This is a genomic window from Kribbella sp. NPDC051137 (assembly GCF_040682535.1).
Lineage (GTDB): Bacteria > Actinomycetota > Actinomycetes > Propionibacteriales > Kribbellaceae > Kribbella > Kribbella karoonensis.
On the sequence record NZ_JBFBBI010000004.1, the window covers coordinates 966,766 to 979,600 of the forward strand.

A 12,835-nucleotide genomic window follows, 5' to 3' on the forward strand; every position below is an offset into this window, starting at 1 on the left:
CCAGGATATTAACGTTAAAAGAACTGCCTGCAAGCTACTGAGTCAGAAGCTGCGCCGTCAAGAGGTCAGTCTGCTCCTCCCGTTTTAACGCTCCACGCTGCCCGCGCGCCGTGAAACCGCGTTTTCCACAGATCCGCAAGATCATCCGCCGACCACGCCTCCATCGCCGTACGTTCTTGGGCGACAGGAGGTCTCGATGACCATCAGAAACATTCGCCGGCCTGGCCGACGCCAGGCACAGGACGATCAGCAGCCGGATGCTGTACTCAAGCCGCTCACCGTTGCGCAAGCCGCGCGGCTGGTGCGACTCGCGGAAGCAGCAACCGCGAAGCGCGGGTTCACCATGCGGTACGACGGCGCCGGGTCCCTCGTGCCCGCCACCGGACGGACCGCCGACAGTTGCACCGCAGGCCTGGGGAACCTCGCACTCAAAGTTGCCGGCCTCCCGCGGCAACAGTGGCACGCGGAGGTCAGCGATCATTTCGACCAGATGCCAACGCCCGACCGACTATTGCCCCCACCGGACGACCTGGAGAACCAGCTCTACCTCAGACTCGTTTGCGCGGCCGTGCATGACCCCGACATGGTCCGCGACGCACCTGAGTTCGTGCCTGGCTTGGTTACAGTGCCAGCTCTCTACGCAGGACGCGCCGTCGCAATGTACTTCGACGTCGACAGGCTGGGAGTGTCCTTGCCGGAAGCCACCCGGATCGGCCTGGCGAATCTCCGTCGTCTCCACGACGAGGTCGAGACCCTCAAGCTCGGCGGTGCCGAGTTCAGCGTTCTGACGGGCGGCATGTTCACAGCGTCCCGAGCGCTGGTCTTCGACACGGTGCTGCGCGACTCGCTGCACATCGACGATCCTTCATCCGGCTGTCTCGTGGCCGTGCCGTCCCGCGACAAGATGCTCGTACACGTGCTGCAAGACGCAACCGCAGTTGAGGCATTGGCCATGCTCGCCGCGTATGCCGCGAAGCTCTTCAACATCAGCCCCGGCGCTGTCAGCCCACACGTCTACTACGTCATCGGCGACAGCTGGTACCAGGTGACCGACTACAGCCGCGGAGAGTTTCATCTCCACGACGTCGCCCCACTCGTCGATGCCCTGGATGAGCTCGGAGCAGTACCTACGGCCGCCTGACACAACCGTTTGCTGGTACCGCGATCGTATCCCTGCCGCGCAGTCAGTCTCGCCTGGGCTGCCGGCTCCGGACGCCCGGGCGCACTGCCCGTTGCGGCGGGCGCCATGACCTGACGGTCGCGCGCAGATAGCGTCCCGCCAGCACGCTGCCCCCGATCACCACACACCATCCCAGCCAGATCCCCGCGATCAGGATCGTCGCATTGTAGGTCTGATCGCGCCGCCCGGCGGCCGGGATGACCGCGCTTCCCGAGCGGAGGAAGACCACCTCGATGTAGTCACCTTCCAACGGATACGGCTGATTCAGGTCCTCGGTCCCGTTGACCTTGACCTCCGAACCGCTTGGCCCCATGACCATGACCACCGGCGGCGCGCCCGCCTGCGGCTGCACACTGACAACCTCCGCCTTCGACACCGTCGAGGGCCCGTACGACCGGTGCCGCAGCGCCCAGGTCTGCGACGTCCCGAGCGCAGCCGCCCCCGCGAGGAGCAGCGCAAACAACGTCAGCGACCAGACGATGAAACGACTGAGCGGATCGTTCATACACCCAAGTGTGAGGCCGCCCACCGACACTTTCCTCCGTGCAACACAAGGATCTCCAGCTCCACCAAGGGCCAGCGGTCAGTCGCACCCAACGACAAGGATCCGACGGCCGCGCCCCTTCGTCACCACGACGGCCCCGACGTGGGCTACCACCCCCGACGACGAACCCACCACACCAAGCAGCCCCCACCCCACATCCCACCCCGACTTCATCACCCGGCCTTCACCACCACCCTCCGTCAGCCCCCCGTAACCCGCCCCCCGTCAGCCCCCGTCCAGTCCCGCCCGCGAGCCCACTCCCCACACACCACCCACACGCAACATCCCCGACCGCCGTCCCAGCACACCCTCCCCACAACCCACCGCACACCCTCCCGCGCAAGACCCAGCACCGCCCCGCACACCCCGCGCGCCACATCCCCGCACACCCTCACCGCACACCCCTCCCGCGCACGTCCTGCACGCGGTCCCCGCACACCCTCACGCGCGACGTTCACCGCGCACCTCCCGCATGCAGTCCCCGCACGCCCTCCCGCGCACCGTCCCGCATGCCCTCGCAGCGCACCCTCCCGCGCACGTCCCGCGCGACGTCACCATGCACCTCCCGCACGCAGTCCCCGCACGCCCTCGCCGGCACCTCTCGCGCGACGTCATCGCGCACCTTTCCCGGGCAACGTCACCTCGCAGTTTCCGCGCAACGTCATCGCGTACAACCTCCGCGCGCCGTCGAGCATCACGATGCAGGCATGGGCCGCCGGGCCGTACTTCGTGTGCCGCGGCAGCGTGAGTGGTACGAAGGCGACTGCCCTGGTGGTCATGTCCGGGGTGATGTGCCGGAGCACCGGGCGTGACGGGCGTGATGGTCGATTCTCTGGGCCTGCTTCAGTCTGGGCGGCGTAGCGGGCGGTTCAGGTGTTCGCACGCTTGCGCGGCGGGCGCTGTCGGCGATGCGAGGTGGGCGTGTCTGTTGCCGGACGATGCCGCTCGGCAATCAGGTGCGTGTTTGCCGTGGGTCCGATGGGACTCGGTGCGTGCCGGTCGGGTCTACCTGGAACGTGAAGCCGTGGGGCGTTCGCCATTCGAGTGTTTTGTAGTCGATGCGGCGTACGGTCCACCCGCTGGCATGGGTCTTTACTCGGTGACCGAAGCGTCCGAGGGGTGCCAGGTTCGTGGTGCTGGTTTGTCCGGTGGGACCGTGCGGGTCGTAGGGCTGGATGTGGTCGAGATCGATGGTGTTGGTGGTTTCGCGGGTGCCGTACGGGAAGAGCTCGACCGGGTGCGTGAGCTTGACTCGCTCGCGGATCCGGGTGGGGATTTCGTAGGCGTTGACGCTGATGGCGTCGTTGAGGTCGATGACTGGCGTGACGGTGTAAGGGCCGTGGCCGACGAGTTCGGTGAGTTGGGCGGCGAGGAGAGGGCCGATCGCTTCGGCGCGTAGGACGCCGGCGCCGGTGGCGAGGGTGTGGTCGGTGAGGTGCACGACCACCTCGGTCTTTCCGGGGCGCAGGTGTGCCTTGCGTCGGGGGCTCGGTTCGGCGCCAGGGCTTGAGGGGGGCGGGTTCGTGTGGGCGTCGTGTTTGATCTGGGAGAGGCGGGCGTTGAGTAGCTTCAGGGCGGCGGCGTCCATCGGCGGGTCCTGCGCGGGTTCGGGGTGGGGATGAGTGTGCGGGTGCAGGTCCGGCGTTGAGGTCCTGGTGTCGTAGGGGTCGGCAACTGGTTCGGGGTCGAGGGGCGCCGCTGCCTCCAGCCAGGGATCGTCCGGTGGGCCTGTCGGCTCCAGGACATCAGCTATGTCCCGGCTGCGGGTGAAGGCAGCCACACCGGGACCGGCGACCAGCTCGGCGGTGGAGTCGGTCGACTCCGTGGGCTCCTTCGGCACCGCGGACTCGGTCGACTCGGTGGACTTCGCACACTCGCAGGAGTCGGCGGACTCCGTGGACTCCTTCGACTCGATGGACTCCTTGGACCCGCCGGACTCGCTGGACTCCGTGGACCCGCTGGACTCGCCGGACTTGTTGGACGCCGTGGACTCCTTCGACTCCGTGGACCCGCCGGACTCGCTGGACTCCGTGGACCCGCTGGACTCGCCGGACTTGTTGGACGCCGTGGACTCCTTCGACTCGGTGGACTCCGTGGACCCGCCGGACTCGCTGGACTCGCCGGACTCGCCGGACTCGCCGGACTCGCCGGACTCGCCGGACTCGCCGGACTTGTTGGACGCCGTGGACTCCTTCGACTCGGTGGACTCCGTGGACCCGCCGGACTCGCTGGACTCGCTGGACGCCGTGAACTCCTTCGACTCGGTGGACTCCGTGGACTCCGTGGACCCGCTGGACCCCTTCGGCTCGGTGGACTTCGCGCACTCGCAGGATCCGCTGGACTGGGTGGGCTTGTTTGGCTCGGTGGATTGTGTGGGGTTGGTGGGTGGCGTGGGTTTGGCGTTTGCGGTGGTGGGCGGCGGGGGCTGGGGGGTGTTGTGGGCTTGGGTGAGGAGTTCTTGGGTGAAGCGGGGGTCGGCGAGGATTTCGACGGCGTGGGCCCGGCGGTGCTGGACAGGGCGGGTGTCTCCGAGGATTTTCAGGGCTTCCGCGATGTCGCTGATGGTCGCGTCGTGGCGGTCGACGGCAGCGGCTGCCGCCTTGATGTAGATGGTCTTGTTGCCGTGCTGGTCACCGCGGCCGACGAATACGCCGCGCTCGTCGGCAGCCTCCGCGGCCTCGTCGGTGGCGCGTTGCGGGTCGGCGTGCTTCTTCGCGGCCTGGACGATCTTGTCCAGGCGGTAGGGGGAGATCGAGTCCACCAGGGCGGCGACTTGGCGGTCGACGTACTCGGCGGCCGGGTGGTCGAGTTTGGTGCAGGCTCGCACGATCTGGCGTGCCTTCCACGGGGTGGCTTCGCCGGCCAGGATCCGGGCCCAGGTCCGGGGGAAGCGGTGGCGCAGGGCGAGGGCGTCGGCGATCAGGTCACGGCCGACGCCGGGCGACACACCGATCACGACCGCGAACTCGGCGATCGCGAACTCCGCGATCTCCGGGCAGTCGTCGCCGCCCAGGACCACGGCGCGTTCGCGGCCGTCGCACGGGCGCCGGGACGGCCGGGGCCCACAGACGGACGGGTGGAAGCGGTCCGCATAGATCTGGGCACAGGCGAGCAGGTCGGCGTCGGACCGGTTCGCGATCGCGCGACAGCCGGCGGCCCGCTCCAGCAGGTCGCGGGTCGTCAGCACCTCCAGATCAGTATCGAACATGTATTCGATCTTACGGCATCGGCGCTGCTCGGCCAAATCGGAAAGTGCTCGAATCCCCTTGTCCACAAGGGAAAATCTCACATCAGCCGACGGTGGATCCGCGATACACTATTCCCAGAGGGGAATTGCCGGCCTGGCCGGAGGCCGCGACGATCTCCGGTATGGACGTGAACGCGAAGGTCGGCGTACTGCTGCCGACCGTGCAAACGCAGTGGGAGACCGGCGACGACCCGCGAGAAGCGGTCGACCTCGCGGTCGAGGCGGAAGCCCTCGGGTACGACTCCGTCTGGGCGAACGACTCGATCCTGACGCCGCGGATCGAGGCGCTGACCGTACTCACCGCTGCCGCCGCGCGGACTGAGCGGGTGACCGTCGGTACGGCGACGTTAATGCCCGTGACGCGCCGCCCGGTGAACGCGGCGCACAGCCTCGCGTCGCTGGACGTGCTGTCCGGCGGGCGGCTCGTGGTCGGCGTCGGCGCGGGCTTCCCGGGACGGTTCGGGCGACCGCTGCATCGGTGGTCGGAGGTGCCCTGGGAGCGGCGATTCGCGCGACTGGACGAGACAGTCGCGCTGTGGCGGCGGATGTGGAGCGCCGACGGGCCCGTGACGTTCCACGGCGACGTACTGCGGCTCGACGACGTACCGCCGACCGTCCGCCCGCACACGCCAGGCGGCCCGCCGATCTGGCTGGGCGGCTCGACACCGGCGGCGCTCGAACGGACGGGCCGGCTGTACGACGGCTGGCTCCCCTATCCGCCGCGCGCCGACGACTACGCCGCCGGGCTGAAGACCATCCGGGAATCCGGCCGCGAGGTCACCCCCGCGCTCTTCGTCTCGGTCGCCGTCACCGACACCGTCGCCGCTGGCGAGGAACGCCTACGCGCGTACGCCCGCACGAACTACGGCTTGGACCTCGACAACCTCCGCCAGATCCAGGCAGTCATCGCCGGTCCTCGCTCGTACGTCGCGGAGTACCTCCAGTCGTACGCCGACGCCGGCGCCCGCCACCTGATCTGCCGGCTCGCGACCACCGGACTCGGTGAGTACCGAAACCAGCTGAAACTCCTTGCACAGTAGGAATTCCTGCGCGAACGGGGACGGGCACGCTCACCTGTCGAGTGAAGGCCGGCACGATCCGGGAGATCACGATGGCGATCCCGGCCGGCAGTGCCGGCCGGGTCACGTCGGTCAACGGCACGCTGAGCGTCAGTGGCGGCACACGATCTGGAGGCGCCGATCCACGTAACGGCCGGCGCCCGGCTCGGGATCCCGGTGTACGGCGTGAAGCTGTCGCAGGTCGACGGGACGATGACGATCAGCGTGTCCGCGACCACGGTGACCGCCTTCGCGGGAATCCCGGCTGGCTGCCCGCGAGGACCTGGCCAACCGTCGATGCGGAGGACGCGAGGACCGGTACGGGTGACTGGCGGATCCTCACCCCCGCGGACAACCAGTTCGCGGCCCACCTCGGGCAGGTCTCCGCCACCTGCGGCGGCACCGTGTATCTGAAGGCCCCCGGTCTGGAGCCGGACGCCGCGTCACGCACTCGCGACCACGATGGCGAACGTCACCGAATGGGTCTCCCGCGTCGCGATCCGAAGGACAAGCCGGAGACCTCGCCGCGGGGCTAATCTCGCCGTATGAGCGAACTCGTGCTGGACGCGCCGATCGTTGCCGTGACCGTTTATCCGCAGCGGGCACGGGTCACCCGGCGCGGTGTGATCACGGTGCCGGGCGGGGATCGGACCGTGTACGTCGGGCCGCTGCCGCTGGAGTTGGAGAGTGACAGCGTGCGGGTCTCCGGGCATGGTCCTGCGACCGTCCTCGGGGTGGACGTGGTGAGGCGGCATCATCCTCAGGCGCCGGACGAGACCGTCGCGGAGGCCGAGCGGTCGTGGTACGAGGCGCAGGACGCGGTCGCCGCGCTGGCCGACGCGGACGACGTACAGCAGCAGCTGGACACGTTCCTCGCGCAGCTGGCGAAACGAGCGGGTGGGAGCTTCGCGCGGGCGCTGGCGTCGGGTGAATCGGACGCGGAGCTCGGCGGGTTCACGGAGTCGCTCGCCGACCGGCTGGCCGCCGTACGGGCGAAACGCCGGGAGCTGGCCGCCCAGCGCCGTGAGGCCGAGCAGCGGTTCGGAGCAATCGACCGTCGACTCACGGCACTACGCGAGCAGCGCGTCCCGGACCGTCAGGCGGCCGCCGTCGGGCTGGAGGTGGCGGCTGAGGCCGAGGTGGAGATCGAGCTGTCGTACGTCGTTCCGCTGGCCGGGTGGAGCAGCTCGTACGACGTCCGGCTGCAGGGCGATCGGCTGACGTTGACCTGGTACGGGATGATCTCGCAGTACACGGGTGAGGACTGGCCGGAGTGTGACCTGACCCTGTCGACCGCGAGGCCGACGGTGACGGCGAAGGTGCCCGAGCTGGACCCGTGGTACCTCGACCGCTTCCAGCCGCCGGTGCCGGTGGCCGCTGCGCCGGGCGCTCGGGGGGCCGCGAGCTTCGCCATGCAAGCTGATCGCCGCGACAGGGCAGCCTCCGATGCGGACGGAGTCCTGGGGACGGTGCACGAGCAGTCAAGTGCGTTTGCGGACGTCACCGCGGCCGTCGAGCAGGGCGTGACCGCGGCGACGTACACGCCGCCGCGGCCGGTCGCCGTACCCGCCGACGGCGCGTTGCACCGTGCGACCATCGCCGCGTTCGACCTCGACGCCGAGCTGGACTACATCACTGCACCGGTCCGCTCCACCGACGTCCATCTCCGAGCGACGGTGGTGAACTCGTCCGAGCACACGCTGCCGGCCGGCAAGGCCGCCGTCTTCCATGAGGCAGACTTCGTCGGCTCCGCGGCACTCCCGCTGTGGGCGCCGGGTGAGGACGTCGAACTGGCGCTCGGCCTCGACGACCGCATCCGCGTCGAGCGGAAGCTGGTACGCCGGGAAGCGTCCAAGGCGACGCTCGGCTCGACGCGCCGCCGGCAGGTCGACTACGAGACGCGCATCGAGAACCACACGCCCCGGCAGGCAAAGATCACGGTCCTCGACCAGCTGCCGGTGGCCCGCGACCACGAGATCACCGTCAAGCCGATCACCGCCGACCCGCAACCGTCCGAGACGACCGACCTCGGCGTCCTCACCTGGAAGCTCGACCTCGCGCCGGGCGCCGAGTCCGTCGTCAGACTCGGCTTCCGCGTCGACACCGCCAAGGCCCTGGAGCTGAACGGCTGGCGTGAATGATCAGGTGATCTCGAGGTTCGCCATCATGCCCATGTCCTCGTGTTCGGCGTTGTGGCAGTGGAAGAGGTACCGGCCGCGGTAGCCGTCGAAGCGCGTGATGAGCTCGGCCGACTCCCCCGGCCGGAGCGACACGGTGTCCTTCAGCCCGGCGTCGTGCGGCAGCGGATCGCGGCCGCCGCGCGACAGGATGCGGAACCCGACCAGATGTAGGTGGACGGGATGATGGACGTCCGCGACCAGCCGCCAGACCTCCACGTCGCCGAGCCGGGTCGTGACGTCGGTCCGGTCCGGCGCGAACGGCTGCCCGCCGATCAGCCACCCATGACCGTCTCCCATCTGCCCGGCCCGGAACGAGAAGTCGCGCACCCGTACGGCGTCCGACCTCTTCCACTCCGGCAGGTCGTCGGACAGCGTGTCCGGGATCCGGCTCGGATCGGCCGCCTTCCGTACGACGTGGAACGCCAGCACGTCCCGGGTCCGCCCGGAGCCCAGCCGGTTCACGATCCGTATCCGGCTGCCGACCGGGACCCGGCCGAAGTCGAGGATCACGTCGTACCGCTCGGCCGGGGCGATCGGTAGGTTCCGGTGGGTGACCGGCGCGCGGAGCAGTCCTTGGTCGGCGCCGATCTGTACCAGGTCGAGGCGGCGCCCGTCGTCGAGGACTGCTTCGAGGTCGTAATGCCTGGCGTTCGAGGCGTTCAGGATCCGCAACCGGTAGCGGACCGCGTCGACCTCGCGCACCGGCCAGGGCGCGCCGTTGACCAGCACCACGTCGCCGAGAACGCCTGCGACATAAGCCTCCTTCACTCCCGGCCGCATCATCAGCGACGGATCGATCGAGGGGTAGTCCAACGATCCGTCCGCGGCGAAGGCCCGGTCCGTGATCATCAGCGGCAGTTCGTACGCCCCGGACGGCAGGCCGAGCGCGTCCTCGGCATCGTCGCGGACGATGTGCATCCCGGCGAGCCCGCGCCACACGGCCGGTGCGGTGAAATCCATCCGGTGGTCGTGGTACCAGAGCATCGTCGGCCGCTGATCGAGTGGATACGTATACACCCGGCTGATCTGGCTCGTCACCGCGCGCGGATCGTGCATCCCGTGACCCATGTCGTTCCACCCCGCCGGGATCACGAGGTCGGTCGGATACCCGTCGGACGCGGGCGGCGTCCGGCCGCCGTGCAGGTGCACCACCGACGGCACCGGCAACTCGTTGCGGTGGGCAACCGTGATCGGACGTCCACGCCGCGACTCGATCGTCGGCCCCGGGAACGTCCCGTCATAGGTCCACAACCGCGTCCGCAGACCGGGCAGGATCTCCTTGTCCACCACCCGTTGCACGATGTCGTACCGATCGGCCCCCGACAGCACGCGCGGAACGGGCAGCGGCTCCTGGTACGCCGGCGGCAGCGGTACGGCGCTGCGCAACACCGCACCCGTCATCGCCGGACGCCGCGACAGCGCCGCAGCGCTCGACAACCCGCCGGCCGCGACCACACCGAGCGCTCCCCCGATCCCCAGCAACTGACGACGCCCCAGCCGCTCACGCATGGCCGACCACCGGCTGCCGCCAGATCGCGACGAACATCATCGCCACGGCCGCGATCGTCGCCACGCCGAGCGGGATGTGCAACCAGAGCGCCCCGTCCTGCCCCGCGACGTACTGCGCGGTCTCCGCGACCACCAGACCCAACGACGCCATGAACGGCCATACCTGACGCAGTCGCACCCACACCACGACGGCGGCGATCACCTGCAGGTAGCCGATCGACGTCGCGACGTTCGCACCCGTCGCATGCATCCGCAGCCCGTCGAAATCGCCGCTCAGATAGACGCCGGCGAACACCGGCTGCCCGAAGACCGCCACCAGATGCGCTGTGACGAGGCCGCGCAACACCCACCCACTGATCATGCTTCGACACTATGATTCCGACGTTATGAGCGTCCAAGACCAATATCGCTATCTCGTTATGACAGGAACCGCATGACGGACCTCACCACGCTCCGCCAGTTCGTCGTCGTCGCTCGCCTCGAACACCTGAGCCGGGCGGCCGACGAGCTGCATGTCGCCCAGCCGTCCCTGAGCCGGACGATCGCCCGCCTGGAGAGCGAACTCGGTACGCCGTTGTTCGACCGCACGAACCGCCTCCGGCTGAACCCGGCCGGCGCCCTCTTCCGCGGGTACGTCGAACGCGCGCTCGGCGAGCTCGACGCCGGGCGACGCGCCGTCGCCGAGGCCACCGCGCAGGGAGCGGGCAGCGTCCGGCTCGCGGCCGAGACCTTCCTCGCGCTGACCGAGCCGATCGCCGCCTTCAAGCGCGAGCACCCGACGATCGAGATCGAGCTGCAGCAGCTACCGGCCGACGAGATGCCGCGCCGGCTGCGCGCCCAGGACGTCGACCTCTGCGTGGCCTCCCAGCCGATCCCGAGCGCCGGGCTCGAGTCAGCCGTGCTGCTCGACGAACCGGTGCTCGTCGTGACGCACCTGCGTCACCGCTTCGCGAAACGCGAGTCGCTCAAGGTCGAGGATCTGGCCGACGAACCGTTCGTGATCGCGCGCAAGGGTCAATGGCAGCGCCGGCTGCTCGACCGGCTGTTCGCGGAGACCGGGCTGACACCCCGGATCGTCTGCGAGAGCGACGAGGCCGCCGCGATCCAGGAACTGATCCGCTCCGGCCTCGGCATCGGCTTCAACCCGGACTTCGCCCGGCGGACGATCCCCGACTACCCGGTCGCCGCGATCCCGGTCGACCACCCGGAGTGCCGCCGTACCCTGTCGCTGCTCTGGAGCGCGGACACCACTCCGTCGACAGCCGCCCGCTTGCTGCGCGAGGCAATCACGAGTTGGCCGTGGACACCTCCAGGGCCAGGAGAAGCCCGGCCACGGCCTGCCGGCGTTCGCAAGAGCGTCAGAACATCCAGAAGCCGGTGATCACGGTCGGGAGGATGCCGAAGATCAACCAGAACGACAGCGGGTTGCGCCGGTGGATGAGTCGCATGCCGGCGATCGTGGCAAGGCCGATCACGCCGGACATCAGCCACAGGCCGATCCCCCGGCCACGGTCGTGCTCGGCGAAGCCGATGCTGTACACGGCGAGTGACACCGCCGGGACACTGCCGACGTGGAACAGGATGACCGACGCGACCCACTTCTGGACGGTCTCGATCTTCATCGGTTTGGGCTGACGGCGTTTCACAGGTCGTTCCCAGCGTAGGAGAGGTTGAAGCTCTTGTTGGTCAGGGGGAAGTCCGGCACGATCGTGTCCGCCAGAGCGACCGGGAGCGCGGGCCAGTTCACGAACGAGGGGTCGACGATCTTCAACCGGGCCACGGTGCCGTCGGGGTCGAACTCGATCCGGTGCGCGATCGTACCGCGCCAGCCCTCGACCAGTCCGACGCCGGACGAGCGCCCGGCGGCGAGCCAACCGGGCTTGGCGGTCTCGGCGCTCAGCGGCGGGCGGGTGGCCAGGAGTTCGGCGATCAGGGCCACGGAGGCGTGGATCTCGTCCAGGCGGGTGAGCAGCCGGGCCAGTACGTCGCCGCCGGTGTGCGCGGCCGGTCGTACGTCGGCGGTCAGCGGGCTGAACGGGTGGTCGCGGCGCGCGTCGCGGTCCAGCTCGCTGGCGCGGGCGACGTACCCGAGGGTGCCGATGTCGCGGGCCTGGTCCGGCGTCAGGATCGCGGTGCCGGTCATCCGGTCGCGGACCACGCTGTTCGCGAGTGCGATGTCGACGACCTCCTGGATGTCGGCGGCGATCCCGGGGAGGACGTCGGGCGTGGGCAGGCTGCGGACGTGGACGCCGCCGGGAGCGACGGAGCCGCGGAGCAGGCGGTGGCCGGTGGTTGCCTGGTTCAGGCGGAGCAGCTGTTCACGGATGCGTTGCGCCTGGGCGTTGGCGATTCCGTAGCCAACGTCGTTGCACAGGGCACCGATGTCGGTGACGTGGTTGTAGAGGCGTTCGAGTTCGAGGAGTACGGCGCGGACGGTCTGCGCCTCGGGTGGGACCACCCAGTCACGCGCCTCCTCGACCGCCAGGCAGAACGCGAGCGCGTGGCCGACGGAGGTATCGCCGGAGATGCGTTCGGTGAGCGGGAGGACGTCGGCCAGGAGTTTGCCCTCGGCAAGTTTCTCGATGCCTTTGTGGACGAACCACAGTCGGGCCTTGAGCTTCAGGATGGTCTCACCGACCACCGAGAACCGGAAGTGCCCGGGCTCGATCAGGCCGGCGTGGATCGGCCCGACCGGGATCTCGTACACGCCGGTGCCGTCGACGGTCAGGAACGGATACGGCTCGTCGATGTCGCCGAACCCAGGCGGGTCCCCGGCGTCGCGGCGCAGCGGGTACCAGTCCTGCGGCCAGTGCTGGTGGAGTACGAGACGCCGGGGCAGCGGGTGGTCGATCGCCTCGATCCCGAACAGGTCGCGCAGTTCCCGCTCGAACCGCCCCGCCGGGAACGACAGCCCCGCGAGACTCGGTATCCGCGGCGCGTCTCGCCCGACCGTCAACACCAACTCCACCCGCCGATCCGGCTGCGCGGCCACGAACAGGTACACGACGCGGAACACGTCCCCGTCGTCCTGCCCCGACACCAACGCCAACCGATACCCGTCCTCCAGCAACCCCGCGGCCCGCTCCCCCAGCCCAGCCGCACTCACGCCCACTTGCC

The 12,835-nt window shown here is 69.3% G+C and carries 12 protein-coding genes; 5 read left to right on the forward strand and 7 right to left on the reverse strand.

Features of this window, described 5'->3' with window-relative positions; genetic code table 11:
• The first annotated feature begins 196 nt into the window (after window positions 1–196).
• Window positions 197–1,141, forward strand: a complete 945-nt coding sequence (locus tag AB0M51_RS25730; RefSeq protein ID WP_344194601.1) for a hypothetical protein — start codon at window positions 197–199, stop codon at window positions 1,139–1,141.
• Window positions 1,142–1,184: 43 nt separating this feature from the next.
• Here the strand turns inward: AB0M51_RS25730 and AB0M51_RS25735 are convergent, their stop codons facing one another.
• From AB0M51_RS25735 to AB0M51_RS25745, 3 genes are all read right to left on the reverse strand, one after another.
• The gene (locus AB0M51_RS25735; RefSeq protein ID WP_344194599.1) at window positions 1,185–1,685 is read right to left on the reverse strand and encodes a hypothetical protein; all 501 of its coding nucleotides are present in this window, start codon (window positions 1,683–1,685) and stop codon (window positions 1,185–1,187) included.
• A gap of 650 nt (window positions 1,686–2,335) precedes the next feature.
• On the reverse strand, window positions 2,336–2,503 hold the full coding sequence (locus AB0M51_RS25740; RefSeq protein WP_363750756.1) for a hypothetical protein: 168 nt from the start codon (window positions 2,501–2,503) through the stop codon (window positions 2,336–2,338).
• Between the two features lie 173 nt (window positions 2,504–2,676).
• A complete protein-coding gene (locus AB0M51_RS25745) occupies window positions 2,677–4,932 on the reverse strand; it encodes a DUF222 domain-containing protein (protein WP_363750758.1) in 2,256 nt (751 codons plus the stop codon).
• Between the two features lie 161 nt (window positions 4,933–5,093).
• On the opposite strand from AB0M51_RS25745, the gene AB0M51_RS25750 reads away from it, so the two are divergent.
• Genes AB0M51_RS25750 through AB0M51_RS25760 form a run of 3 tightly spaced genes read left to right on the forward strand, consistent with a single transcriptional unit; the run spans window position 5,094 to window position 8,170 of the window.
• Window positions 5,094–6,011, forward strand: coding sequence for an LLM class flavin-dependent oxidoreductase (locus tag AB0M51_RS25750; protein WP_363750760.1), 918 nt, complete (start codon window positions 5,094–5,096; stop codon window positions 6,009–6,011).
• A gap of 41 nt (window positions 6,012–6,052) precedes the next feature.
• Window positions 6,053–6,565 (forward strand): hypothetical protein, encoded by a 513-nt coding sequence (locus AB0M51_RS25755; RefSeq protein WP_363750762.1) that lies wholly within the window; start codon window positions 6,053–6,055, stop codon window positions 6,563–6,565.
• Window positions 6,566–6,574: 9 nt separating this feature from the next.
• Window positions 6,575–8,170 (forward strand): DUF4139 domain-containing protein, encoded by a 1,596-nt coding sequence (locus AB0M51_RS25760; RefSeq protein ID WP_344187020.1) that lies wholly within the window; start codon window positions 6,575–6,577, stop codon window positions 8,168–8,170.
• Here the strand turns inward: AB0M51_RS25760 and AB0M51_RS25765 are convergent, their stop codons facing one another.
• Window positions 8,171–9,718, reverse strand: coding sequence for a multicopper oxidase family protein (locus AB0M51_RS25765; RefSeq protein ID WP_344187022.1), 1,548 nt, complete (start codon window positions 9,716–9,718; stop codon window positions 8,171–8,173).
• The gene (locus AB0M51_RS25770; protein WP_344187024.1) at window positions 9,711–10,079 is read right to left on the reverse strand and encodes a hypothetical protein; all 369 of its coding nucleotides are present in this window, start codon (window positions 10,077–10,079) and stop codon (window positions 9,711–9,713) included. Before AB0M51_RS25770 ends, AB0M51_RS25765 begins: the two co-directional genes overlap by 8 nt.
• A 72-nt stretch (window positions 10,080–10,151) precedes the next feature.
• On the opposite strand from AB0M51_RS25770, the gene AB0M51_RS25775 reads away from it, so the two are divergent.
• On the forward strand, window positions 10,152–11,099 hold the full coding sequence (locus tag AB0M51_RS25775) for a LysR substrate-binding domain-containing protein (RefSeq protein WP_344187026.1): 948 nt from the start codon (window positions 10,152–10,154) through the stop codon (window positions 11,097–11,099).
• Here the strand turns inward: AB0M51_RS25775 and AB0M51_RS25780 are convergent.
• Both AB0M51_RS25780 and AB0M51_RS25785 read right to left on the reverse strand, forming a co-directional pair.
• The gene (locus AB0M51_RS25780) at window positions 11,077–11,340 is read right to left on the reverse strand and encodes a hypothetical protein (RefSeq protein WP_344187028.1); all 264 of its coding nucleotides are present in this window, start codon (window positions 11,338–11,340) and stop codon (window positions 11,077–11,079) included. The genes AB0M51_RS25775 and AB0M51_RS25780 overlap by 23 nt on opposite strands.
• A gap of 20 nt (window positions 11,341–11,360) precedes the next feature.
• A complete protein-coding gene (locus tag AB0M51_RS25785) occupies window positions 11,361–12,824 on the reverse strand; it encodes an NADH-quinone oxidoreductase subunit C (protein ID WP_344187030.1) in 1,464 nt (487 codons plus the stop codon).
• Window positions 12,825–12,835: the final 11 nt, after the last annotated feature.

Coding starts and splice junctions, on each gene's coding strand:
- AB0M51_RS25730 (WP_344194601.1), top strand. CDS start 197: ATGACCATCAGAAACATTCGCCGGCCTGGCCGACGCCAGGCACAGGAC.
- AB0M51_RS25735 (WP_344194599.1), bottom strand. CDS start 1,685: ATGAACGATCCGCTCAGTCGTTTCATCGTCTGGTCGCTGACGTTGTTT.
- AB0M51_RS25740 (WP_363750756.1), bottom strand. CDS start 2,503: ATGACCACCAGGGCAGTCGCCTTCGTACCACTCACGCTGCCGCGGCAC.
- AB0M51_RS25745 (WP_363750758.1), bottom strand. CDS start 4,932: ATGTTCGATACTGATCTGGAGGTGCTGACGACCCGCGACCTGCTGGAG.
- AB0M51_RS25750 (WP_363750760.1), top strand. CDS start 5,094: ATGGACGTGAACGCGAAGGTCGGCGTACTGCTGCCGACCGTGCAAACG.
- AB0M51_RS25760 (WP_344187020.1), top strand. CDS start 6,575: ATGAGCGAACTCGTGCTGGACGCGCCGATCGTTGCCGTGACCGTTTAT.
- AB0M51_RS25765 (WP_344187022.1), bottom strand. CDS start 9,718: ATGCGTGAGCGGCTGGGGCGTCGTCAGTTGCTGGGGATCGGGGGAGCG.
- AB0M51_RS25770 (WP_344187024.1), bottom strand. CDS start 10,079: ATGATCAGTGGGTGGGTGTTGCGCGGCCTCGTCACAGCGCATCTGGTG.
- AB0M51_RS25775 (WP_344187026.1), top strand. CDS start 10,152: ATGACGGACCTCACCACGCTCCGCCAGTTCGTCGTCGTCGCTCGCCTC.
- AB0M51_RS25780 (WP_344187028.1), bottom strand. CDS start 11,340: ATGAAGATCGAGACCGTCCAGAAGTGGGTCGCGTCGGTCATCCTGTTC.